Below are 21,773 nucleotides of genomic sequence, written 5' to 3'. Positions count from 1 at the left end.
ATGCCTCGCAGCCTGAAGAAGGGCCCGTTCGTTGACGACCACCTGATCAAGAAGGTGGAAGTCCAGAACGCCAAGAACTCCAAGAACGTCATCAAGACCTGGTCGCGCCGGTCGACGATCGTCCCCGAGATGCTCGGGCACACGATCGCCGTCCACGACGGACGCAAGCACGTGCCCGTCTTCGTGACCGAGGCGATGGTCGGGCACAAGCTCGGCGAGTTCGCGCTGACCCGCACGTTCAAGGGTCACGAGAAGGACGACCGGAAGAGCCGCCGCCGCTAAGGCAGCCCATAAGGAATCAAGGGGATTTCCCGATGCCAACGAAGAGCGAGGCGGCGCTGCCCGGTGCGCGGGCGATCGCGCGGCACGTCCGCGTGTCGCCGATGAAGGCGCGCCGTGTGGTGAACCTCGTGCGCGGCCTGCCCGCGCGCGAGGCGCTCACGGTGCTGCAGTTCGCGCCGCAGTCGGCGAGCGAGCCGGTCTACAAGGTGCTCGCGAGCGCCATTGCCAACGCAGAGAACAACGAGCGTCTCGACCCCGATTCGCTCCTGGTCGCCGAGTGCTACGTCGACGAGGGCCCCACGCTCAAGCGGTTCCGGCCGCGGGCGCAGGGCCGGGCGTACCGCATCCGCAAGCGCACCAGCCACATCACGATGGTGGTCGAGAGCGTTCCGGCCGCCCAGGCCCGCGCGGCGAAGGCCGGCGTGGCCAAGGCGGCCAAGGCCGCCAAGGCCGTGACCCCGGAGACCGACGAGGTCGACGAGGTCGAGGGGTCGAAGCCGGCCAAGAAGACGGCGGCGAAGAAGGCTCCGGCCAAGAAGGCCGCGCCCGCCAAGCAGGCGGAGGCCAAGCAGGCGGACGCCGACGCGGCTGACGCCGAGGAAGGGACCGAGTAATGGGTCAGAAGGTTCACCCGCACGGGTTCCGGCTCGGCATCAGCACCGACTGGAAGTCGCGCTGGTACGCCGACAAGCTCTACAAGGACTACATCGCCGAGGATGTCAAGATCCGTCGGATGATGTCCAAGGGCCTGGAGCGGGCCGGCATCGCCAAGGTCGACATCGAGCGCACCCGCGACCGGGTCCGCGTGGACATCCACACGGCCCGCCCGGGCATCGTCATCGGCCGTAAGGGCGCCGAGGCGGACCGCATCCGGGCCGAGCTCGAGAAGCTCACCGGCAAGCAGGTCCAGCTCAACATCCTCGAGGTGAAGAGCCCCGAGTCGGACGCACAGCTCGTCGCGCAGGCCGTGGCCGAGCAGCTGTCCAGCCGGGTCAGCTTCCGCCGGGCGATGCGTAAGTCGATGCAGTCGGCGATGAAGAACACGCTTGTCCGCGGCATCCGGGTGCAGGTCTCCGGCCGCCTGGGCGGCGCTGAGATGAGCCGCACCGAGTTCTACCGCGAGGGCCGCGTGCCGCTGCACTCGCTGCGCGCGAACATCGAGTACGGCTTCTTCGAGGCGCGTACGACCTTCGGCCGCATCGGCGTGAAGGTCTGGATCTACAAGGGCGACGCCGTTCCGGGTCGCGAGGCGCCGGCCGAGGCCGCCGCTCCGCGTGGCCGCCGTGAGCGCACCGACCGGCCCGAGCGGCCGCGTCGTGGGCGTTCCGGCTCCTCCGGCACGACCGCCGGTGGCACCGAGGCCGGTCGGGCCGCGGCCGCCGCGCACGCTGCTGAGGCGGCCGCCGGCGACACCGCACCCGCGGCCGAGACGGCCGCCGCTCCGGCAGAAACGCAGCAGGAGGGCTGACGAATGCTGATCCCTCGTAAGCCCCCGAAGGGCTTCCGCAAGCCGCACCACCCGGACCGTCACGGTCCGGCCAAGGGCGGCACGCGCGTGGTCTTCGGCGAGTTCGGTATTCAGGCTCTCGAGCCCGCGTACATCACGAACCGCCAGATCGAGGCTGCGCGTATCGCGATGACCCGGCACATCAAGCGTGGTGGCAAGGTCTGGATCACGATCTTCCCGGACCGCTCCATCACCAAGAAGCCGGCCGAGACCCGCATGGGTTCCGGTAAGGGTTCACCGGAGTGGTGGGTGGCCAACATCAAGCCGGGCCGCATCCTCTTCGAGATGTCGTTCCCGAACGAGCAGATCGCCCGTGAGGCGATGCGCCGCGCGATCCACAAGCTTCCGCTGAAGTGCCGGATCGTCACGCGCGAAGGGGCTGATGTCTGATGGCCGCCGGTATCAAGGCCAACGACCTGCGTGAGCTTTCCGACGAGGGCCTCGTCGAGAAGCTGCGGGAGGCCAAGGCGGAGCTGTTCAACCTCCGCGTGCAGTCGGCCACCGGCCAGCTGGACAACCACGGGCGGCTGCAGATCATCCGCAGGGACATCGCCCGGATCTACACGATCATGCGTGAGCGCGAACTGGGTCTTTCGGCCGCGCCCGACGCTGTGGCTGAGGTGGCATGAGCATGAGCGAGCAGACGACCGAGTCGGGCACCGAGGTGCGCGGCCGCCGCAAGGTCCGCGAGGGCCTCGTGGTGAGCGACAAGATGAACAAGACCGTCGTCGTGGCGGTCGAGGACCAGGTCAAGCACCCGCTGTACGGCAAGGTCCTGCGCCGCACGAGCAAGCTCAAGGCGCACGACGAGCAGAACGCGTGCGGCGTCGGCGACCGGGTGCTGCTCATGGAGACCCGGCCCCTGTCGGCGACCAAGCGCTGGCGGGTCGTGGAGATCCTCGAAAAGGCCAAGTAAGGCCGTCGTTCCGCCAAGCTCGGCGCCGGCGCCCGGGGCACTGCCCCCGGGCCGGCGCCGAGAACTGGCAGACATTAGGAGACAAGCGTGATTCAGCAGGAGTCGCGGCTGCGCGTCGCCGACAACACGGGAGCCCGGGAAATCCTGTGCATCCGTGTGCTCGGTGGCTCCGGCCGCCGCTATGCAGGCATCGGCGACATCATCGTGGCCACGGTGAAGGACGCCATTCCGGGCGCCGGCGTGAAGAAGGGTGACGTGGTCAAGGCCGTCGTCGTCCGTACCACGAAGGAACGGCGCCGGCCGGATGGCTCGTACATCCGCTTCGACGAGAACGCCGCCGTGATCATCAAGGACGGTGGCGACCCGCGCGGAACCCGCATCTTCGGCCCGGTCGGCCGTGAGCTGCGCGACAAGCGTTTCATGAAGATCATCTCGCTCGCGCCGGAGGTGTTGTAGCCGTGAAGGTCAAGAAGGGCGACACCGTCCTCGTCATCGCCGGCCGGGACAAGGGCACCCGCGGCAAGGTTCTGGCCGCGATGCCCCGCGAGGACAAGGTCCTCGTCGAAGGCGTCAACCGGGTCAAGAAGCACACCCGCATCCGCACCACCCAGCGGGGCTCGAAGACCGGCGGCATCGTGACGCAGGAAGCCCCGATCCACATCTCGAACGTGATGGTGATCGACTCGGACGGGAACCCCACCCGCGTCGGCGCCCGCGAGGACGATAACGGCGTGAAGACCCGCGTTTCCCGCCGCTCCGGTAAGGATCTGTGATGACGACGGTCGAGAAGGTGAACCCGCGCCTCAAGCAGCGCTACCGCGACGAGATCGCGGGCGCTATGCAGGAGCAGTTCAAGTACGCCAACGTCATGCAGGTGCCGGGCGTGGTGAAGGTCGTCGTGAACATGGGTGTCGGCGAGGCTGCTCGCGACTCCAAGCTCATCGACGGCGCGGTGCGCGACCTGGCCACGATCACCGGTCAGAAGCCGCAGGTGCGGCGGGCGACCAAGTCCATCGCGCAGTTCAAGCTGCGCGAGGGCATGCCGATCGGCGCCAAGGTCACGCTGCGCAACGACCGGATGTGGGAGTTCCTGGATCGGCTGCTGTCCATCGCGCTGCCGCGTATCCGCGACTTCCGCGGTCTCGACGGGCGCAAGCTCGACGGCAACGGCAACTACACGTTCGGTCTCACCGAGCAGTCGGTGTTCCACGAGATCGACCAGGACCGCATCGACCGGCCGCGAGGGATGGACATCACCGTGGTCACCACCGCTCGCACGGACGAGGAAGGTCGCGCGCTGCTCAAGCTGCTCGGCTTCCCCTTCCGTGAGAACTAGGGAGAACTGACCCATGGCGAAGAGAGCCCTTGTCCTCAAGGCCGCCGCGAAGCCCAAGTTCGCGGTTCGCGCATACACCCGCTGCCAGCGCTGTGGCCGGCCGAAGGCCGTGTACCGCAAGTTCGGCCTGTGCCGCGTGTGCATCCGTGAGATGGCGCACCGTGGTGAACTGCCCGGCGTTTCCAAGGCTTCCTGGTAATCCTCCTTCGCCGCAGGCCCACCGACCCGGTGCGGAACCGCGGCGAGAAAGGCTGACAAACACATGACCATGACCGACCCGATCGCAGACATGCTGACCCGTCTGCGTAACGCCAACCAGGCGTACCACGACCGGGTGTCGATGCCCTATTCGAAGATCAAGGCGAACATCGCCGAGGTGCTCAAGACCGAGGGCTACGTATCCGCGTGGCTGGTTCAGGAGCCGGAAGAGGGCAAGGTCGGCAAGACCCTTGTCGTCGACCTCAAGTACGGCCAGAACCGTGAGCGCAGCCTCGCCGGCATCCGTCGCGTGTCGAAGCCCGGCCTCCGCGTTTACGCGAAGTCGGTCGAGATGCCGCGCGTGCTCGGTGGTCTCGGTGTGGCCATCATCTCGACGTCCCAGGGCCTCCTGACCGACAAGCAGGCCCGCAAGCGAGGGGTGGGCGGGGAAGTCCTCGCCTACGTCTGGTAAGGGAAGGCATCACATGTCTCGAATCGGACGTAAGCCGATCACGGTGCCCTCGGGCGTCGACATCAAGGTCGACGGCCCGGTCGTCACCGTCAAGGGCCCCAAGGGGCAGCTGAGCCACACGCTCGCCGAGCCGATCACGATCGAGCGGGCCGAGGACGGCACGTACAGCGTCGTCCGCCCCGACGACGAGCGGAAGTCCAAGGAGCTGCACGGGCTCTCCCGCACGCTTGTCTCCAACATGGTGGTCGGCGTGACCGAGGGGTACCGCAAGAGCCTGGAGATCGCCGGCACCGGTTACCGCGTCACGGCCAAGGGCGCCGACCTCGAGTTCGCGCTCGGGTTCTCGCACCCGGTCCTGGTGACGCCGCCGCCCGGCATCACCTTCACGGTCGAGAAGCCGACGGTGTTCCACATCGCCGGCATCGACAAGCAGCAGGTCGGTGAGGTCGCCGCCAACATCCGCAAGATTCGCCCGCCGGAGCCGTACAAGGGCAAGGGCGTGCGGTACCAGGGCGAGGTCATCCGCCGCAAGGCCGGAAAGGCTGGTAAGAAATGAGCGCCACGCTGCTCAAGCGCCGCAACTCCGGTGGCGTTGCCTCCGCGCGCCGCACGGGGCGGGCTCGCCGGCACTTCCGCATCCGCAAGCACGTCGGTGGCACCGCCGAGCGTCCCCGCTTGGTCGTCACCCGCTCACTGCGCAACATCACCGCGCAGATCGTCGACGACATCAAGGGCCACACGCTGGCCTCGGCATCGACGCTCGACGCGACCATCCGTGGCACCGACGGCGACAAGAAGGCGCAGGCCGCTAAGGTCGGCACCCTCCTCGCCGAGCGGGCGAAGGCCGCGGGTGTCGGCAAGGTCGTCTTCGACCGTGGTGGCAACAGGTACGCCGGCCGCATCGCGGCTCTGGCAACCGCCGCCCGCGAAGCCGGACTCGAGTTCTAGAAGGAGAAGCGTTCATGCCTGGTCCTCAGCGCAGGGGCGGCGGGTCCGGTAACACCAATGAAGGTGGTGGCGGCCGTCGCGAGAATCGTCGTGAGGGTGGCGGCCGTGGCAACGCGCCCGCCGAGAAGACCCCCCACCTCGAGCGGGTCGTCGCGATCAACCGTGTCGCCAAGGTCGTGAAGGGTGGTCGTCGCTTCAGCTTCACCGCCCTGGTCATCGTCGGCGACGGTGACGGCACGGTCGGCGTCGGCTACGGAAAGGCCAAGGAGGTGCCCGCGGCCATCGCCAAGGGCGTCGAGGAGGCCAAGAAGCACTTCTTCAAGGTTCCGCGGCTCGCGGCGACCATCCCGCACCCGGTGATCGGCGAGGACGCGGCCGGTGTCGTGCTGCTCAAGCCGGCCTCCGCCGGTACGGGCGTCATCGCCGGTGGCCCGGTCCGCGCCGTTCTGGAGTGCGCGGGCATCCACGACGTGCTCTCCAAGAGCCTCGGCTCCTCCAACGCCATCAACATCGTCCACGCGACGGTGGCGGCGCTGAAGAAGCTCGAGTCCCCGGAGGCCGTGGCCGCGCGCCGCGGCCTGCCGGTCGAGGATGTTGCGCCGGCCGCGATGCTGGCCGCGCGCGCCGGGGCGGGTGCGTAACCATGGCCCGTCTCAAGGTGACCCAGATCCGGTCCGAGATCGGCGGCAAGCAGAACCAGCGCGACACGCTGCGCTCGCTCGGCCTGAAGCGGATCCGCGACGTGGTCGTCAAGGAGGATCGCCCGGAGATCCGCGGCATGATCCACACCGTGTCGCACCTCGTCGCGGTTGAAGAGGTGGAGTAATTCCATGACCATCAAGCTGCACCACCTGCGGCCGGCCCCCGGCGCCAAGACCGAGAAGACCCGTGTGGGTCGCGGTGAGGGCTCCAAGGGCAAGACCGCCGGTCGTGGTACCAAGGGTTCCAAGGCCCGCAAGAACATCTCGGCGGCGTTCGAGGGTGGGCAGATGCCCCTCCACATGCGCCTGCCGAAGCTCAAGGGCTTCCGCAACCGCAACCGGGTCGAGTTCCAGGTTGTGAATCTTGCACGCCTCGCGGAGCTTTTCCCGCAGGGCGGCGAGGTCGGCGTGACCGAGCTCGTGCAGGCCGGCGCCGTCCGCAAGGGCGAGCTGGTCAAGGTCCTCGGTGACGGGGAGCTCGGCGGCGTGAAGCTGCAGGTCAGCGCGCACAAGTTCAGCGCGTCGGCCAAGGAGAAGATCGCGGCGGCCGGCGGTTCCGTGAAGCTGCTCGGCGGCGAGCTCGAATAGAGCGCTATCGTGGCGTCCACCAACGTGGTGGGCGCCACGCGGTGCGTTCAAAGCCGGACGTGATGTGCCCCGGACATCCTGTTAGAGTCCGTTGCGCAGTAACACGCTCGACTCATACGTTTCGTCAGTGACATCGGCACCACCCGGACCCCACCTCGTCGGCCGAACGAACGGCCGCCTTGCGCAGGAGGATGAAGTTGCTCTCCGCCTTTGTTAGCGCGTTCCGAACGCCTGACCTGCGCAAGAAAATCCTGTTCACGTTGCTCATGATCGGCATCTACCGGCTCGGCGCCACGCTGCCCAGCCCGGGTGTGTCATACGGCAACGTGCAGAAGTGCCTCAACATCGTCGAGAACAGCAAGGACAACCAGGTCTTCACCCTGTTGAACCTGTTCTCCGGTGGAGCGCTCCTCCAGCTGTCGGTGTTCGCACTGGGCATCATGCCCTACATCACCGCGAGCATCATCCTGCAGCTCCTGACGGTGGTGATCCCGCGCCTGGAGCAGCTGCGCAAGGAAGGCCAGTCGGGCCAGGCGAAGATCACCCAGTACACGCGCTACCTGACCCTCGGTCTGGGCATCCTGCAGGCCTCGGCGTTCGTCGCCCTGGCGCGGTCCGGCCAGCTCTTCGGCGGCGCGTGTGACCAGTCGACCTACCCGATCATCCCGGACACCGGCCGCATCCCGATGTGGCTGACGCTCGCCACGCTCGTCATCACGATGACCGCCGGCACCGGCGTCATCATGTGGCTGGGTGAGATGGTCACCGACCGCGGCGTCGGCAACGGCATGTCGGTCCTCATCTTCACCTCGATCGCGGCCCGCCTCCCGCTCGAGGGCATCCAGATCTGGCAGGACGACCGCACCACGTTCTTCATCATCGTCGGCCTGGCCGTCGTCGTCATCGCGTTCGTGGTCTTCCTGGAGCAGGCCCAGCGCCGCATCCCGGTCCAGTACGCGAAGCGGATGATCGGCCGGCGGATGTACGGCGGCACCTCGACCTACATCCCGCTGAAGGTCAACCAGGCGGGCGTCATCCCGGTCATCTTCGCCTCGTCGCTGCTCTACATCCCGCAGCTGATCACGTCGTTCGCCGGCACCGACTCGACGAACAAGACGATCCTGTGGATCAACCGGAACATCGTGCCGCAGAACAGCGCCTGGCACATCTCGATCTACTTCCTGTTGATCATCTTCTTCACGTACTTCTACGTGTCCATCACCTTCAACCCGACCGAGGTGGCGGACAACATGCGCAAGTACGGCGGGTTCGTGCCCGGCATCCGCCCGGGCAAGCCCACGGCCGAGTATCTTGACTTCATCCTCAGCCGCATCACCCTTCCCGGCGCGCTCTACCTGGGCATCATCTCGATCCTGCCCAACCTGCTCATCGGGATCGTGGGCGGCACGCAGGCTCTGTCGAACTTCCCGTTCGGTGGCACCGCTGTTCTGATTATTGTTGGTGTGGGCCTCGAGACGGTGAAGCAGATCGAGAGCCAGCTGATGCAGCGCAACTACGAAGGGTTCCTCCGGTAGTGAGGCTGGTGCTGGTAGGTCCCCCCGGGGCGGGCAAGGGGACCCAGGCCGAGTACATCGCCGCGCACCTCGCCGTGCCCAAAATCTCGACCGGTGACATCTTCCGGGCCAACGTCGGGCAGGGGACCCCGCTCGGCGTCGAGGCGAAGCGGTACATGGACGCCGGCCAGCTGGTGCCGGACGAGGTCACCATCAACATGGTGTCCGACCGGCTCAGCGAGGGCGACGCGACCGACGGCTTCCTGCTCGACGGCTTCCCCCGCACCGTGCCGCAGGCCAACGCGCTCGACAAGCTGCTGGCCGACCTGGGCACCGGGCTCGACATCGTGCTCGAGCTCGTCGTGGAGAACGAAGAGGTCATCCGCCGGCTCTCGGGCCGGCGGACCTGCCGTGGCTGCGGGAAGATCTGGCACGTCGAGTTCGACGCGCCGACGCACGACGGTGTGTGCGACCGCTGCGGCGGCGAGCTGTTCCAGCGCGACGACGACAAGGCCGAGACCATCGCCGAGCGGCTGAAGGTCTACGCGCGTGACACGTCGCCGCTGGTGGACTACTACGGCGCACAGGGCAAGCTGGTGGGCATCGACGCGACGGGTCCGGTCGAGGACATCACCGTGCGCGCGATCGACGCCCTCCGTTCCTACGGCGCCTGAGCACAGCGGCGGTAAGTTTCAGATGGCGCACCACATGGAGATCGAGCTCAAGACGCCCGAGGAGATCGGCCACATGCGCCGGGCCGGGCTTGTCGTCGCCGATGCGCTGGCCCGGATGCGCGCCGCGGTCGCGCCCGGGGTGTCCACCGCCGACCTGGACCGCATCGCCGAGGAGACCATCCGCGCCGCTGGTGCCGTGCCGTCCTTCAAGGGGTACCACGGCTATCCGGCCTCGATCTGCTCCTCGGTGAACGACCAGGTCGTGCACGCGATCCCGAGCCCGCGGCAGGTGCTGCGGGAAGGGGACCTCATCTCGATCGACTGCGGCGCCGACCTCGACGGCTGGCATGGGGACGCCGCGATCACCGTCGGCGTCGGGGCGGTAGACCCGGATCTGCTTCGGCTCGTGCGTGTTGCCGAGGATGCCATGTGGGCCGGCATCGCCGCCGCCGCGCGTGGGGCCCGATCCGGCAAGGGGCGGCTCACCGACATCTCGTTCGCCATCCAGTCGACAATCCGCAAGGCCGGCCGCTACGGCATCGTCGAGGGCTACGGCGGCCACGGCATCGGCAGCGCGATGCACCAGGACCCGTTCGTGCAGAACTCCGGACGCCCGGGCAAGGGCCCCATGCTGCGCCCCGGCATGGCGCTGGCGATCGAGCCCATGATCACCAAGGGCAAGCCGAAGGTGGCCGAGCTCGACGACGGGTGGACGGTGGTGACGGTCGACGGCTCCGTGGCCGCCCACGTCGAGCACACGATGGCCTTCTGTGACGACGGCGTCTGGGTGACGACCGCCCACGACGGCGGGCGGGCCCACCTCGGCGACCTGGTGACGGCCCGTGAGCCTGTCGGGGCCTCCGAGTAGGGGTATTGCCGGGGTAGAGCCCCCTGTGGCCAGGCTGCGATGATGGGTGCAGCGTCCAAAGGGGGAGCAGTGGCAGACCGGCGGGAAAACCTGCGCGCGGCCGACGTGGACCGCCAGTTCGTGGCCGAGCGCCTCAAGGCGGCGCTCGACGAGGGCCGGCTGTCGCTCGGGGAGTACGACGACCGGCTCAAGGACGCCTACGCCGCGCGCACCTACGGCGACCTGGACGGCATCCTCAAGGACCTGCCCGGCTTCCACCCCGTCGGCAGTTCGCAGCTGGAGCCGAAGGAGCCGTTCGTCGACGACCCCGACGAGCGGGCCGACCCCTCCGACAAGAGCAACCCGCGCTGGCTCATCGGCATCTGGAGCGCCTGGCTCGTCGCCGTCTCGGTGAACGTGGTCATTTGGGCCCTGGTGAGCGTCTCCGCCGGCGAGCCCGTCTACTTCTGGCCGATGTGGGTCGCCGGGCCGTGGGGCGCGGTGCTCCTCGCATCGACGTTCTCCGTCAAAGTCCTGGGTAGCAGCACCGAGAACGGTCGTCAGCAGCGGTATCGCGACAGCTAGGTGACCTCGATTTGGTGCTGGGGGATCGCACGCGTAGACTTGCCGATTGGCGCATCGCGTCCACTCCGGCATGCCTCCACGCGCTTCTAGTGGTGTGACCGGAGCCGCGGCTGGCTCAGGGCTCCAAAGCCCTGAGAAAATGGACACGATCGCCGACCACCAGACCCGATGTCAGGTAGCGGAGGACATGCCGAAGAAAGACGGGGCCATCGAGATCGAGGGCCGAGTGATCGAGCCACTTCCGAACGCGATGTTCCGGGTGGAGCTCGCCAATGGCCACAAGGTCTTGGCGCACATCAGCGGCAAGATGCGGCAGCACTACATCCGCATCCTGCCCGAGGACCGTGTTGTCGTGGAGCTCTCGCCCTACGACCTCACTCGCGGGCGCATCGTCTACCGCTACAAGTAATTCGGTGTCGGTACCCAAAATAACGGTCGGGTTCTGTCGTGCCCGCTCGTACGAGTGCGCGCGCAGCGAGAGTTAGGCAAACCGTGAAGGTCAAGCCGAGCGTCAAGCGGATCTGCAACAACTGCCGGGTCATCCGGCGGCACGGCCGGGTCATGATCATCTGCAGCACCGACCCGCGCCACAAGCAGCGCCAGGGCTGAGTCCCCGGCACCCGCTTTTTGTAGTAAGCCCGTTCCAGCCTCGGGCTCGCCCACCGAAAGGTGAGGCGCGCGTGGGGCTGCACCCCCGGTCGGAGGCCGGGGCCCGTCTGTGGGCAGACGGGAGTGGAGTGGGCACAGACCTCCGCACACTTGAGGAGCACGCCCACCTATGGCACGTCTCGTCGGTGTTGATCTCCCGCGCGACAAGCGCACGGAGATCGCACTTACCTACATCTTCGGCATCGGGCGTACGCGCGCTGTCGAAACCCTGGCCGCCACCGGCATCGACCCGAACAAGCGGGCCCGGGACCTGACCGACGAAGAGGTCGTGCAGCTGCGCGACCACATCGAGGCCAATTACAAAGTCGAAGGTGACCTGCGCCGCGAGGTCCAGGCGGACATCCGCCGCAAAGTTGAGATCGGTTGTTACGAGGGCATCCGGCACCGTAAGGGCCTGCCGGTGCGCGGTCAGCGCACCCGGACCAACGCGCGCACCCGCAAGGGTCCGAAGCGCACGGTCGCCGGCAAGAAGAAGCCGGGCAAGAAGTAACCACCGGTCCACGCAGAAACTTATCTAGGAGCGCATAGAGAATGCCGCCGAAGGCTCGCGCCGGTGGGGCCGCTGTCAAGAAGGTCCGGCGCAAGGAACGCAAGAACGTCGCCCACGGGCAGGCGCACATCAAGAGCACGTTCAACAACACCATCGTGTCGATCACTGACCCGACCGGTGCTGTCATCTCCTGGGCCTCGGCCGGCCAGGTGGGTTTCAAGGGCTCGCGTAAGTCGACCCCGTTCGCCGCGCAGCTGGCCGCCGAGGCCGCCGCGCGCCGGGCGATGGAGCACGGCATGCGCAAGGTCGACGTCTTCGTGAAGGGCCCCGGCTCCGGCCGGGAGACCGCGATCCGTTCGCTGCAGGCCGTCGGCCTGGAGGTCGGGCAGATCTCTGACGTCACGCCGCAGCCGCACAACGGCTGCCGTCCGCCGAAGCGCCGCCGGGTCTAAGGGAAGAGACAGAGAACATGGCTCGCTATACAGGTGCCGACTGCCGCCGTTGCCGGCGCGAGAAGATGAAGCTGTTCCTCAAGGGCAGCAAGTGCGACGGGCCGAAGTGCCCGTTCGAGTCGCGTCCCTTCCCGCCCGGCCAGCACGGCCGTGGCCGGCCGAAGGAGACCGAGTACCTCCTGCAGCTGCGCGAGAAGCAGAAGGCCCGCCGCATCTACGGCGTGCTGGAGCGGCAGTTCGCGGGCTACTACGAGGAGGCCGTGTCCAAGCCGGGTAAGACCGGTGAGGAGCTGCTGCGCATCCTCGAGTCGCGGCTGGACAACGTCGTGTACCGCGCCGGCCTGGCGTCGTCGCGCGACATGGCCCGCCAGCTCGTCAAGCACGGCCACATCGTGGTCAACGGCCGGAAGGTCGACATCCCGTCGTACCGTCTGCGCGAGCACGACATCGTGCAGGTGCGCGAGAAGTCGCGGGAGCTCACCCCCTTCCAGGTCGCGCAGGGCCTCGCGGGCAGCAAGACCGTCCCGGCGTGGCTCGAGTTCATCCCGAGCGAGTTCAAGGTCCTGGTGCACAGCCTGCCCGCGCGGCAGGTCATCGACACCCAGGTCCAGGAGCAGCTCATCGTCGAGCTCTACAGCAAGTAGCACCACAGGTCGGTGGAGGCCCCCTCGCGGGGCCTCGCCGATTCCGTAGCGCGTCAAATAGCGGGCGCGCAACGAACTGGAGGAACAGAACGTGCTCATCTCCCAGCGGCCCAGTCTCGCCGAAGAGTCCATCAGCGATGTCCGGTCCAAGTTCACCATCGAGCCCCTCGAGCCGGGCTTCGGGTACACCCTCGGCAACTCGCTGCGGCGCACCCTGCTCAGCTCGATCCCGGGTGCGGCGGTCACCAGCATCAAGATCGACGGCGTGCTCCACGAGTTCACCACCATCCCCGGTGTCAAGGAGGACGTGGTCGAGCTCGTCATGAATATCAAGGAGCTGTGCGTCAGCTCCGAGCTCGACGAGCCCGTCTCGATGTACCTGCGCAAGCAGGGCCCGGGCGACGTCACCGCGGGCGACATCCAGCCCCCGGCCGGCGTCTCCGTGCACAACCCGGACCTGAAGCTGGCCACGCTCAACGGCAAGGGCCGCCTCGACATGGAGCTCACGGTCGAGCGGGGCCGTGGCTACGTGACGGCCAACCAGAACAAGCAGCAGGGCCAGGAGATCGGGCGCATTCCGGTCGACTCGATCTACTCGCCGGTGCTCAAGGTGACGTACCGCGTCGAGGCGACCCGTGTCGAGCAGCGCACCGACTTCGACCGGCTCATCATCGACGTCGAGACCAAGGCGTCGCTGACCCCGCGCACCGCGCTGGCCTCGGCCGGCTCGACGCTGGTGGAGCTCTTCGGCCTCGCCCGCGAGCTGGACGAGACGGCCGAGGGCATCGACATCGGCCCCTCGCCGCAGGACGCGCAGCTCGCGGCCGACCTGGCACTGCCGATCGAGGAGCTGGACCTCACCGTCCGCTCGTACAACTGCCTCAAGCGTGAGGGCATCAACTCGGTCGGTGAACTAATAAGCCGTACGGAAGCAGACCTCCTCGATATAAGGAATTTCGGTCAGAAGTCGATCGACGAGGTCAAGATGAAGCTCGCCGGGATGGGCCTGGGTCTGAAGGACTCCGCCCCGACGTTCGACCCGGCCCACGTCGTGGACTCCTTCGCCGAGGTGGACTACGACGCCGACGACTACCGCGAGACCGAGCAGCTGTAGTAGTACAGCCGCTGTACTAGAGGAGTCCCTGACAATGCCCACGCCCACCAGAGGTCCCCGCCTCGGCGGCAGCCCCGCGCACGAGCGGCTGATGCTGGCGAATCTCGCCTCGTCGCTGTTCAAGCACGGTCGCATTCAGACCACCGAGACGAAGGCCAAGCGGCTGCGCCCGCTCGCCGAGCAGCTCATCACCAAGGCCAAGCGCGGCGACCTGCACGCGCGCCGTCAAGCGCTCTCCGTGGTGCGGGACAAGGACGTGGTGTTCCAGCTGTTCGACCAGATCGCGCCGCGGTTCAGCAACCGTCCGGGTGGCTACACCCGCATCGTGAAGACGGGTCCCCGTAAGGGCGACGCCGCGCCGATGGCGATCATCGAGCTGGTCGAGGAGCTCGAGGTTGCCGCACCTCGGGCGCCGCGCAAGACCGCCCGGAAGGCCGCCAAGGCCGACTCGATCGCGGTCCTCGCCGGCGACGACGCGGATGAGGCCCCGGCCCCGGTCTCCACCAAGGCCGAGGACGAGGACGCCGCCGAGGCGAAGGACGAAGAGACCAAGGCCTAGCCGACGGTCACGGCCCGGCACCCTTCCGAGGGTGCCGGGCTTCTTGCTTTTGTGGGGGGTACCGCATGCCAGTCCGCATTCGCCTGGACGTCTCCTATGACGGCACGGACTTCAGCGGCTGGGCCGTGCAGCCGGGCCGCCGCACGGTCGCGGGCGAGCTGCTGACCGTCCTGACCCGGCTGTTCGGCGTGGTCGAGGGCCTGACGGTGGCCGGCCGCACGGACGCCGGCGTGCACGCGACGGGCCAGGTCTGCCACGTCGAGGTGCCCGAGGAGCGCTGGGCCGTGCTGGAGCCGGCGCTCGTCCGCAAGCTCGCCGGCCTGCTGCCGCCCGACGTCCGCGTCCTGGCCGCGTTCGCGGTGCCACCCGAGTTCGACGCGCGCTTCTCGGCGCTGTCGCGGCGCTACGAGTACCGCGTGACCGATGCCCCTCACGGCGCCGATCCGCTGCGCCGTCACAACACCCTGGCCTGGCCGCGCCCCCTCGACCTGGACCGGCTGAACGCCGCCGCGGAGGGCATCGTGGGCGAGCACGACTTCGCCGCGTACTGCCGCCGCAAGGAGCACGCCAGCACCATCCGCGCGGTGTCCCGCATGGCGTGGCACCGCGACCCGGACAGCACCGTGGTGGCGACGGTGGCCGCCGACGCGTTCTGCTGGTCGATGGTGCGCAGCCTCGTGGGCGCCCAGCTGGTGGTGGGCGACGGCCGCCGCCCGGTGGCGTGGCCCGCCTCGCTCCTGGAGCGCGCCGTGCGCGCCGACGAGGTCGTCGTGGCCCCCGCCCACGGCCTGACCCTCGTCGAGGTGGTCTACCCGCTCGACCCGGCCGCCCTGAGGTCCCGGGCCGAGCTGACCCGCCGCCGCCGCGACCTGTAGCTCAGGCCCGGGCCGGCAGCTCCAGGCCCACGAGCTTGGTCAGGAAGCGGTCGGCCTGCTCGGGGAACGGTGGCCACGGCAGGTCGGGCTCGTTGATGCGCAGCGAGAGCATGCCGATCACGGCCGTTCGCAGGTCCAGCGCGACGGTTGCGGCGTCGCCGGGCGTGGCGACGCCGGCGTCCATGCAGCGCTGGATCGAGGCGGTCATGCGGTTGAACAGGATCTCCTTGAACGGCATGCCGACCCTGCTCTCATGCATGACCTTGTAGAGGCCGGGATGGTCCTGGACCCAGGCGGCCTGGGCCAGGATCCGGGCGCGCAGGCCCAGGGCGGGGCTCGGCTGGGCGGCGTCGGCGTCGTCGGCGGCCTTGAGCATCTCCGTGTGGCACCTGTGCATGGTGGCCGCTACCAGGGCGTCGCGGTCGGAGAAGTACAGGTAGACCGAGGTCGGGGAGATCGACACCGCGCGGGCGACCGCGCGCAGCGACAGGGTCTCGTCGTCGGCCAGCTCGCCGAGCATCTTCGCGGCGGCCGAGATGATCTCTTCCCGCAGGCGTTCTCCCTGGCCGCGCGCGTTCGGGCGGCGCGGGGTGGCCGGGGTCTCGTCGTTCATCGCCCGACCATCGTAGCCACGCGCCCTTGTGCCGGAGGCACCTCCAGCAATACGCTCGTCCATGCACGGACAGCTGTCCACATAACTTCGGGGGATGTGCCATGCCGCTCACGCTTGATGAGGCTCAGACGGTCATCGCCGGTGCGCACGAGCGGGCCGGGGAGCTCGCCGCGTTCGTCACGGTGGCCGTCGTCGACGAGGGCGGGCACCTCCAGGCGCTCGGCCGGATGAACGGCGCGCCGCCGCTGTCGGCGCGGATCGCCGAGACCAAGGCGGCGAGCGTCGCCCTGTTCCGGCGGGACGGGGCCGTGCTGCGCACGATGCAGGAGACGTCGCCGGGGTTCTTCGCCCAGCTGGGTCAGGCGCTGCCGGTGCCCATCCTGGTGGGCGCGGGGGCGGTGCTCCTGCGGCGCGGGGAGACGATCGTCGGCGCGCTGGCGGTCAGCGGTGGCACGGTGCCGGGGCAGGACGACGAGTGCGCCGAAGCCGCGCTGGCCGCGCTCGCCGGATAGCTGCCGCCGGAACACTGCACGCTCGGCCCGGCTCGGCGCACTACTCAGGTGACGGGGTCGGGCGGTGGGCCCGTCGCGGGGGCGGTCAGCTCGGCTGGGCGCCCGGGAGCGAGGCGGCGGGCGTGGCCTCGGGCTGGATGATCGAGCGGTTCTCGATGATCCCGTTGTCCAGGTACGTCTCGACGATGTCGTACGTGATCTGGTTCGGATACGGGTCGCCCTGGGCGAAGTTGTTGCCGTCCACCCGGGCGATCACGCAGTACGTGATGAAGTGGCCCTTGTAGTTCCAGCCGAGCTGGGTGGGGGCCCGGACCAGGGCGTCGGTGCCGGTGCCGGCGCCCACGCTCATGCCCGCGAAGCGGCCCTTCTGGCCGTCGACGATCGGCTTGATGCCGTCGAAGGTCTTGGCCGCCACCTGCTCGCTCGTGACGTTGAAGATGCCGGCCGTGATGAGGTACTCCTCGTTCGGCGACTTCATCGTGGCCCGCACGACCTCGGTGCAGCCCGCGCCGGCCAGCAGCGTCGCCAGCTCCTCGGTCGCGGCGACCTTGCAGTCGTTCGACGCCTTGGTGGCGAGGATGACGTACGGCGGCTCGTTCGGCACCGCGACGATGCTGTTCTGCGGAAACACCTCGGCCTCGGTGAGCGCCTTCGGGTCGACGGCGCGGCTGCTGATGTCGCGCTTCTTCGGGGCCGACGTCTGGCCGGACTTGGCCGAGTCGGGGCCGTTCTTCTCGTCCTTGAGGATGAACCAGGTCCCGACGCCGCAGGCGCTCAGCACGACCAGGACCGCGATGACGCTGAGCATGGCGATCCAGCGGTGCGGGCGGGGGCCGGTGCGGACCGGGTCGACGACCATGCGGTTGGAGCGCGGGCGGTCGAGGCGGTCCGGCGGCTCCGGGCGGTCGAGCTCGCGGATGCGCTCGCGGCCACGCGGGAGGTCGCGGTCGAGCCGGTCGGGGTCCGGGCGGTCCCGCAGTTCGCGGGCGGGCCGGCGGGTGCCGCCGCTTGTGTAGTCGCCGGTGTACTCCCCGGTGCCGCGACCGCCGCGTCCACGGCGGACCTCGGAGGGCTCGTCGTAGGGGTCGTACGGGTCGTACGCGATGTCGTCGTCGAGGGCCCGGCGCTGCTGCGGCGGCTCGTCGTAGGCGGGCCGGCGGCGGGCGACCTCCTCGCGGCGGCGCACACCGCTGTCGTCGCGGCGGGTGTCGGGCGGCGCCGCGGACTCGAAGGCGCGCGGGTCGTCGTCGTACGGTGTCCGGCCGCGGTTGCCGCGTGGGCGTTCGCCGGGGCGGAACATCGCGGTCTCGCTCGCGGATGCGCCGTTGGTGGCGGTGCGGCGGCTCCGGGTGCCGGTGTCGTCGACCGGGCGGAACATCGCCGTCTCGCCACGGTAGACACCCTCGGGTCCGCTGCGGCCGAGCTCGACCTCGTCGGCGGGTGCGCGGCGGCGGCCACCGGTGACATCCCCGGTCCTGGCACCCAGGTCACCCGTGCGCGGGCCGAGGTCGCCGGTGCGCGGGCCGAGGTCGCCCGTGCGGGGGCCTAGGTCGCCGGTGCGGGAGCCGAGATCGCCTGTCCGCGGGCCGAGGTCGCCGGTGCGCGGGCCGAGGTCGCCCGTGCGGGGGCCCAGGTCGCCGGTTCGGTTGGCTCGCTGCTCCTCGGCGGCGCGGCGGGCTCGGCGGGCGGCCCCGCTTGTCGGTGAGGCGTCCGGGCGCATGTTCGGGAAGATCGGGACCAGCGGGGGCGGCTCGGTGGTCGGGGCCGGTGCGGTCAGCTCGGCCAGCGGCTTGATGATCGGGGTGAGCTGCGGGCCGGCGTCGTACGAGCTCTCCTCGCGGGCCCGGCGCCGGCCCCCGCTACCGGGCGTCTCGACGGGGGGACTCACCGGCACCTGTGGGGCGGTGAGCTGCTGGTCAAGTGGCGGGCGGGCGGCCGGCGGCGGCGTGACCGGGCCGCGGCCGTACGCGCCGCTGGGTGAGCCGTAGACCCCGCTGGGGGAGTCGTCAGCCCCGCGATAGGCGCCGGCCCCGCGGTAGGCCCCACCGGGCGGGTCGTCGACGGATCGGCGGTAGACCCCGCTGGGCGAGTCGTCAGCGGCTCGGCGCGAGACACCACCGGGTGAGTCGTCGGCGCTGCGCCGGTAGACCCCGCTCGGAGAGTCGTCGGCGCTGCGCCGGTAGACGCCGCTGGGCGAGTCGTCGGCCGGCCGGCGATAGGCGCCACCGGGGGAGTCGTCCTCGGCCCGGCGGCGGCGGCCGGTCGGCGTGGTGGAGGCGTCGGGCGCCGACCAGCCGTCGACGTTGGCGGGACGGGCGGGTGGCGGAGCCGGGGGAAGGGAGCCGGGGCCGAACACGCCGCTGGGTGAGTCGCCCGGCGAGCGGCGGCCGCGAATGTCACCCGTGGTGTAGACGCCGCTCGGGGAGTCGTCGGCGGCGCGGCGGGCGCGGATGTCGCCGGTGGTGTAGACGCCGCTCGGGGAGTCGTCGGCCGTGCGGCGGCCGCGGACGTCGCCCGTGCGGGGCTCGCGGATGTCGCCGGTGCGGGCGGCGCGGACCTCGCCCGAGCGCTCCATCCGGGCCGGGCGCTCCAGGGGGCGGTCGTAGGCGCCGGCGGGGCCGTCGAAGCGGCGGTCGTCCAGGTCGCGGGGGTCGGGGCCGGCGGGCTCGAACGGGTCGGGCTCGCCGCGGCTGCTGCCGCGGAGGCCGGCCAGCCAGTCGTCGGCCTCGTCCGCCTCGTCCCGGCGGAACGAGTCGGATCGCCGCTTGCGGCGCTGCTCGTCCCGAGAAGTCATGTCGCACAGGGTAGCCGACGCACCGGGGCGGTGGCTTGTCGGCGAGGGTCGGCACAATCCGAACGGGTGGGCCCCGAAACCGGCCGTCACCTGCGCGAGGACAATGCGTTGGCGGGCGGCGCCTAAGGAAAAGCCGCACCCAGGCAAAGCGGCGCCTCAGGAAGGGCACTCGGTGGCAGGCGAGCACTACTTCACGGCCGACCCGGCCGTTGCGCACGAGCGGCACGAGGTCGTCTTCGAGGCGCTTGACCGGCAGTTTCGCCTCGTCAGCGCGTCGGGGGTGTTCTCCTGGCGCGGGCTTGATCCGGGCACGGCGACACTCCTTGCGGAGGCGCCGCTACCCTCTGTGACGACCGAGGGGGCGCTGCTGGACCTCGGCTGCGGCTACGGGCCGATCGCGACAGTGCTGGCGACGGCGGCACCGCGGGCGACCGTGTATGCGATCGATGTGAATCAGCGCGCACTCGAGCTGGTCCGGGAGAACGCCGCCGGGAAGAACATCGTCGCCGCGCGGCCCGACGACGTGCCGGAGAGTGTCGGGTTCGCGCAGATCTGGTCCAACCCGCCGATCCGCGTCGGCAAGGCCGAGCTGCACGAGCTGCTGCTGCGCTGGCTGCCCCGGCTCGCCCCGGACGGGGTCGCGTGGCTGGTCGTGGGCAAGAACCTGGGCGGGGACTCGCTGCAGCGCTGGCTCGTCGAGCAGGGGTACGCGGCCGAGCGGCACGCCAGCCGCAAAGGCTTCCGGGTGCTCAAAGTCCAAAAACCCCTTTCGCGGGGTACCGCCGCAGCCTGAAGCTTCTGCACGTGGGATATGTGGACGTCGCAGGGGTCGGGCACACGCTGCCGGACGGCCGTGAGCTCTTCTCCGAGGTTTCGTTCCGGGTCGGCGAGGGCGCGAAGGTGGCCCTTGTCGGGCCCAACGGAGCAGGCAAGACCACCCTGCTGAAGATGGTCGCGGGTGACCTTCCGGTGCACGAGGGCGCGGTGGCGCGCTCCGGCGGGCTCGGCGTGATGCGGCAGTTCATCGGCATGATCGGTGACGACCGCACGCTGTATGACCTGGCCCTGGACCTCGCACCGGCGCGCCTGAAGGAGGTCGGTCTGCGGCTCGCCGCGGCCGAGCACGCACTTGCCGACGGGACCGAGAAGGCGCAGCTGCGATACGCCAATGCGCTGGCGGCCTGGGGGGAGGCGGGCGGGTACGACGCCGAGGTCCTCTTCGACACCGTCAGCGTCGCCACGCTCGGCCTGCCCTGGGACGAGACCCGCGACCGGCCGGTCCGGACGCTCTCCGGCGGCCAGCAGAAACGCTTCGCGCTGGAGCTGCTCCTGCGCGGCGAGGACGAGGTGCTGCTCCTCGACGAGCCCGACAACTTCCTCGACGTGCCCGGCAAGCGCTGGCTGGAGGAGCGCCTCCGCGAGTCGTCGAAGAGCGTGCTCTACGTCTCACACGACCGCGAGCTGCTGGCCCGCTCGGCCGATCGCGTGGTCGCCGTCGAGGGCGGCTCGGCGTGGGTGCACCCCGGCGGGTTCGAATCCTGGCACGAGGCCCGCACCGCCCGCCACGAGCGCCTCGACGAGCTGCGGCGGCGATGGGACGAAGAGCACGAAAAACTCAAGGCCCTCGTCCTGATGTACCGCACCAAGGCCGCCTACAACGACGGTCTCGCGTCCCGCCTCCAGGCCGCCGTCACCCGCCTCAAGAAGTTCGAGGAGGCCGGCCCACCCCCGGAGCCCCCGAAGGACCAGAACATCCGGATGCGGCTGTCGGGCGGCCGCACGGCCAAGCGCGCGGTCATGTGCGAGGAGCTGGAGCTCGAAAACCTGACGTTCCCGTTCGACCTGGAGATCTGGTACGGCGACCGCGTGGCCGTCCTCGGCGGCAACGGCACCGGCAAGTCGCACTTCCTGCGGCTGCTGGCCCGGGGCGGGTCCGACCCCGACGGGCCGCAGATCAACGCCGAGCTGACCCCGGTGGCGCACGGCGGGCGGGTCCGGCTCGGCGCGCGGGTCCGCCCGGGCCACTTCTCGCAGACGCACGACCGCCCCGAGCTGCTGGACAAGACGCTCGCCGAGATCCTCTGGCGGGGCGACGACTGGCGGCAGGGCCTGCCCCGCCCGCAGGCGATGCCGGCGCTCGGCCGCTACGAGCTGGCGGGCCAGGCCGACCAGCGCTTCGGCACGCTCTCCGGTGGGCAGCAGGCGCGGTTCCTGGTGCTGCTGCTGGAGCTGTCCGGGGCGACGCTGCTGCTGCTCGACGAGCCGACCGACAACCTGGACCTGGCCAGCGCCGAGGCGCTGGAGGAGGGCCTGCGCGGCTTCGACGGGACAGTCATCGCGGTGACCCACGATCGCTGGTTCGCCCGCTCCTTCGACCGCTACGTGCTCTTCCGCGCGGACGGTGAGGTGGTGGAGGTGCCGGAGCCGGTCTGGGAGGGCCGCTCGTAATCGGACTGATTGTGCGGGTGATACGTCACTCTCCG

32 protein-coding genes and 1 pseudogene are annotated in these 21,773 nt (G+C 69.7%); 31 read left to right on the top strand and 2 right to left on the bottom strand.

Annotation, left to right across the window (positions count from 1 at the left end; translation table 11 throughout):
• The 28 genes and pseudogenes from rpsS (at window position 1) to truA (ending at window position 15,371) form a co-directional block, all read left to right on the top strand.
• Window positions 1-282, top strand: coding sequence for a 30S ribosomal protein S19 (rpsS, locus tag Dvina_RS49845; protein ID WP_190249384.1), 282 nt, complete (start codon window positions 1-3; stop codon window positions 280-282).
• Between the two features lie 32 nt (window positions 283-314).
• Window positions 315-764 (top strand): annotated as a pseudogene (gene rplV / locus Dvina_RS49840) (50S ribosomal protein L22); the annotation flags it as partial.
• Window positions 765-895: 131 nt separating this feature from the next.
• Window positions 896-1,750, top strand: a complete 855-nt coding sequence (gene rpsC, locus Dvina_RS49835; RefSeq protein ID WP_223099107.1) for a 30S ribosomal protein S3 — start codon at window positions 896-898, stop codon at window positions 1,748-1,750.
• A 3-nt stretch (window positions 1,751-1,753) separates the two neighbouring features.
• Window positions 1,754-2,179: a 50S ribosomal protein L16 gene (gene rplP / locus Dvina_RS49830; RefSeq protein ID WP_203845084.1), complete on the top strand. Its 426-nt coding sequence runs from the start codon at window positions 1,754-1,756 to the stop codon at window positions 2,177-2,179.
• Window positions 2,179-2,418: a 50S ribosomal protein L29 gene (rpmC, locus tag Dvina_RS49825; protein WP_223099105.1), complete on the top strand. Its 240-nt coding sequence runs from the start codon at window positions 2,179-2,181 to the stop codon at window positions 2,416-2,418. The genes rplP and rpmC overlap by 1 nt, the downstream gene beginning before the upstream one ends.
• Window positions 2,419-2,420: 2 nt before the next feature.
• Window positions 2,421-2,705 (top strand): 30S ribosomal protein S17, encoded by a 285-nt coding sequence (rpsQ, locus tag Dvina_RS49820; protein ID WP_223099103.1) that lies wholly within the window; start codon window positions 2,421-2,423, stop codon window positions 2,703-2,705.
• Between the two features lie 87 nt (window positions 2,706-2,792).
• Entirely contained in the window at window positions 2,793-3,161 is a 369-nt protein-coding gene (gene rplN, locus Dvina_RS49815) for a 50S ribosomal protein L14 (protein WP_033357657.1), read from the top strand.
• A gap of 2 nt (window positions 3,162-3,163) precedes the next feature.
• Complete coding sequence (gene rplX, locus Dvina_RS49810; protein WP_223099101.1) at window positions 3,164-3,478, top strand: 50S ribosomal protein L24; 315 nt, start codon at window positions 3,164-3,166, stop codon at window positions 3,476-3,478.
• Window positions 3,478-4,041 carry a 50S ribosomal protein L5 gene (gene rplE / locus Dvina_RS49805; protein WP_223099098.1) on the top strand — a complete coding sequence of 188 codons (564 nt, stop codon included), beginning with the start codon at window positions 3,478-3,480 and terminating at the stop codon, window positions 4,039-4,041. Before rplX ends, rplE begins: the two co-directional genes overlap by 1 nt.
• A 13-nt stretch (window positions 4,042-4,054) precedes the next feature.
• The gene (locus Dvina_RS49800) at window positions 4,055-4,240 is read left to right on the top strand and encodes a type Z 30S ribosomal protein S14 (protein WP_223099095.1); all 186 of its coding nucleotides are present in this window, start codon (window positions 4,055-4,057) and stop codon (window positions 4,238-4,240) included.
• A 63-nt stretch (window positions 4,241-4,303) separates the two neighbouring features.
• Window positions 4,304-4,711 carry a 30S ribosomal protein S8 gene (gene rpsH, locus Dvina_RS49795; protein ID WP_223099092.1) on the top strand — a complete coding sequence of 136 codons (408 nt, stop codon included), beginning with the start codon at window positions 4,304-4,306 and terminating at the stop codon, window positions 4,709-4,711.
• Between the two features lie 13 nt (window positions 4,712-4,724).
• On the top strand, window positions 4,725-5,267 hold the full coding sequence (gene rplF / locus Dvina_RS49790) for a 50S ribosomal protein L6 (protein WP_223099090.1): 543 nt from the start codon (window positions 4,725-4,727) through the stop codon (window positions 5,265-5,267).
• Window positions 5,264-5,659 carry a 50S ribosomal protein L18 gene (rplR, locus tag Dvina_RS49785; protein ID WP_223099087.1) on the top strand — a complete coding sequence of 132 codons (396 nt, stop codon included), beginning with the start codon at window positions 5,264-5,266 and terminating at the stop codon, window positions 5,657-5,659. The genes rplF and rplR overlap by 4 nt, the downstream gene beginning before the upstream one ends.
• Window positions 5,660-5,673: 14 nt before the next feature.
• Window positions 5,674-6,300 carry a 30S ribosomal protein S5 gene (gene rpsE, locus Dvina_RS49780; RefSeq protein ID WP_223099085.1) on the top strand — a complete coding sequence of 209 codons (627 nt, stop codon included), beginning with the start codon at window positions 5,674-5,676 and terminating at the stop codon, window positions 6,298-6,300.
• 2 nt (window positions 6,301-6,302) lie between these two features.
• The gene (gene rpmD / locus Dvina_RS49775) at window positions 6,303-6,485 is read left to right on the top strand and encodes a 50S ribosomal protein L30 (RefSeq protein WP_223099083.1); all 183 of its coding nucleotides are present in this window, start codon (window positions 6,303-6,305) and stop codon (window positions 6,483-6,485) included.
• A gap of 4 nt (window positions 6,486-6,489) precedes the next feature.
• Window positions 6,490-6,948: a 50S ribosomal protein L15 gene (gene rplO / locus Dvina_RS49770; RefSeq protein ID WP_223099081.1), complete on the top strand. Its 459-nt coding sequence runs from the start codon at window positions 6,490-6,492 to the stop codon at window positions 6,946-6,948.
• A gap of 197 nt (window positions 6,949-7,145) precedes the next feature.
• Window positions 7,146-8,483 carry a preprotein translocase subunit SecY gene (gene secY / locus Dvina_RS49765; RefSeq protein ID WP_223099079.1) on the top strand — a complete coding sequence of 446 codons (1,338 nt, stop codon included), beginning with the start codon at window positions 7,146-7,148 and terminating at the stop codon, window positions 8,481-8,483.
• Window positions 8,483-9,136, top strand: coding sequence for an adenylate kinase (locus tag Dvina_RS49760; protein WP_223099076.1), 654 nt, complete (start codon window positions 8,483-8,485; stop codon window positions 9,134-9,136). Before secY ends, Dvina_RS49760 begins: the two co-directional genes overlap by 1 nt.
• Window positions 9,137-9,170: 34 nt before the next feature.
• Window positions 9,171-10,004: a type I methionyl aminopeptidase gene (gene map / locus Dvina_RS49755; RefSeq protein ID WP_223099073.1), complete on the top strand. Its 834-nt coding sequence runs from the start codon at window positions 9,171-9,173 to the stop codon at window positions 10,002-10,004.
• Window positions 10,005-10,073: 69 nt separating this feature from the next.
• Window positions 10,074-10,568: a DUF1707 SHOCT-like domain-containing protein gene (locus tag Dvina_RS49750; protein ID WP_223099070.1), complete on the top strand. Its 495-nt coding sequence runs from the start codon at window positions 10,074-10,076 to the stop codon at window positions 10,566-10,568.
• Window positions 10,569-10,755: 187 nt separating this feature from the next.
• Window positions 10,756-10,977: a translation initiation factor IF-1 gene (gene infA, locus Dvina_RS49745; protein ID WP_007073013.1), complete on the top strand. Its 222-nt coding sequence runs from the start codon at window positions 10,756-10,758 to the stop codon at window positions 10,975-10,977.
• 83 nt (window positions 10,978-11,060) lie between these two features.
• Complete coding sequence (gene rpmJ, locus Dvina_RS49740) at window positions 11,061-11,177, top strand: 50S ribosomal protein L36 (protein ID WP_091262778.1); 117 nt, start codon at window positions 11,061-11,063, stop codon at window positions 11,175-11,177.
• Window positions 11,178-11,346: 169 nt separating this feature from the next.
• The gene (gene rpsM, locus Dvina_RS49735; protein WP_223099067.1) at window positions 11,347-11,727 is read left to right on the top strand and encodes a 30S ribosomal protein S13; all 381 of its coding nucleotides are present in this window, start codon (window positions 11,347-11,349) and stop codon (window positions 11,725-11,727) included.
• Window positions 11,728-11,768: 41 nt separating this feature from the next.
• Window positions 11,769-12,179 carry a 30S ribosomal protein S11 gene (rpsK, locus tag Dvina_RS49730; RefSeq protein ID WP_223099064.1) on the top strand — a complete coding sequence of 137 codons (411 nt, stop codon included), beginning with the start codon at window positions 11,769-11,771 and terminating at the stop codon, window positions 12,177-12,179.
• 17 nt (window positions 12,180-12,196) lie between these two features.
• A complete protein-coding gene (rpsD, locus tag Dvina_RS49725; protein WP_223099061.1) occupies window positions 12,197-12,823 on the top strand; it encodes a 30S ribosomal protein S4 in 627 nt (208 codons plus the stop codon).
• A 91-nt stretch (window positions 12,824-12,914) separates the two neighbouring features.
• A complete protein-coding gene (locus tag Dvina_RS49720) occupies window positions 12,915-13,937 on the top strand; it encodes a DNA-directed RNA polymerase subunit alpha (protein ID WP_223099059.1) in 1,023 nt (340 codons plus the stop codon).
• 34 nt (window positions 13,938-13,971) lie between these two features.
• Entirely contained in the window at window positions 13,972-14,496 is a 525-nt protein-coding gene (gene rplQ / locus Dvina_RS49715) for a 50S ribosomal protein L17 (RefSeq protein WP_223099056.1), read from the top strand.
• A 65-nt stretch (window positions 14,497-14,561) separates the two neighbouring features.
• Window positions 14,562-15,371 carry a tRNA pseudouridine(38-40) synthase TruA gene (gene truA, locus Dvina_RS49710; protein ID WP_223099054.1) on the top strand — a complete coding sequence of 270 codons (810 nt, stop codon included), beginning with the start codon at window positions 14,562-14,564 and terminating at the stop codon, window positions 15,369-15,371.
• Between the two features lies 1 nt (window position 15,372).
• On the opposite strand, the gene Dvina_RS49705 is transcribed toward truA, so the two are convergent.
• Window positions 15,373-15,984: a TetR/AcrR family transcriptional regulator gene (locus Dvina_RS49705; RefSeq protein WP_223099052.1), complete on the bottom strand. Its 612-nt coding sequence runs from the start codon at window positions 15,982-15,984 to the stop codon at window positions 15,373-15,375.
• Between the two features lie 101 nt (window positions 15,985-16,085).
• On the opposite strand from Dvina_RS49705, the gene Dvina_RS49700 reads away from it, so the two are divergent.
• Window positions 16,086-16,496, top strand: coding sequence for a GlcG/HbpS family heme-binding protein (locus tag Dvina_RS49700; protein ID WP_223099049.1), 411 nt, complete (start codon window positions 16,086-16,088; stop codon window positions 16,494-16,496).
• A gap of 85 nt (window positions 16,497-16,581) precedes the next feature.
• Here Dvina_RS49700 and Dvina_RS49695 read toward each other — a convergent pair whose 3' ends face one another.
• Window positions 16,582-19,290, bottom strand: coding sequence for a hypothetical protein (locus Dvina_RS49695; protein ID WP_223099047.1), 2,709 nt, complete (start codon window positions 19,288-19,290; stop codon window positions 16,582-16,584).
• A 172-nt stretch (window positions 19,291-19,462) separates the two neighbouring features.
• Between Dvina_RS49695 and Dvina_RS49690 the strand changes: the two genes are divergently transcribed.
• Together Dvina_RS49690 and Dvina_RS49685 are read left to right on the top strand one after the other, a co-directional pair.
• Complete coding sequence (locus tag Dvina_RS49690; RefSeq protein WP_223099045.1) at window positions 19,463-20,083, top strand: class I SAM-dependent methyltransferase; 621 nt, start codon at window positions 19,463-19,465, stop codon at window positions 20,081-20,083.
• Between the two features lie 11 nt (window positions 20,084-20,094).
• Window positions 20,095-21,738, top strand: a complete 1,644-nt coding sequence (locus tag Dvina_RS49685) for an ABC-F family ATP-binding cassette domain-containing protein (protein ID WP_223099043.1) — start codon at window positions 20,095-20,097, stop codon at window positions 21,736-21,738.
• Window positions 21,739-21,773: the final 35 nt, after the last annotated feature.

The organism is Dactylosporangium vinaceum (genome assembly GCF_019904175.1).
GTDB classification, from domain to species: Bacteria; Actinomycetota; Actinomycetes; order Mycobacteriales; family Micromonosporaceae; genus Dactylosporangium; species Dactylosporangium vinaceum.
Note: the sequence above shows the minus strand (reverse complement) of the source record. Positions and strands in the feature narration are given on the sequence as shown.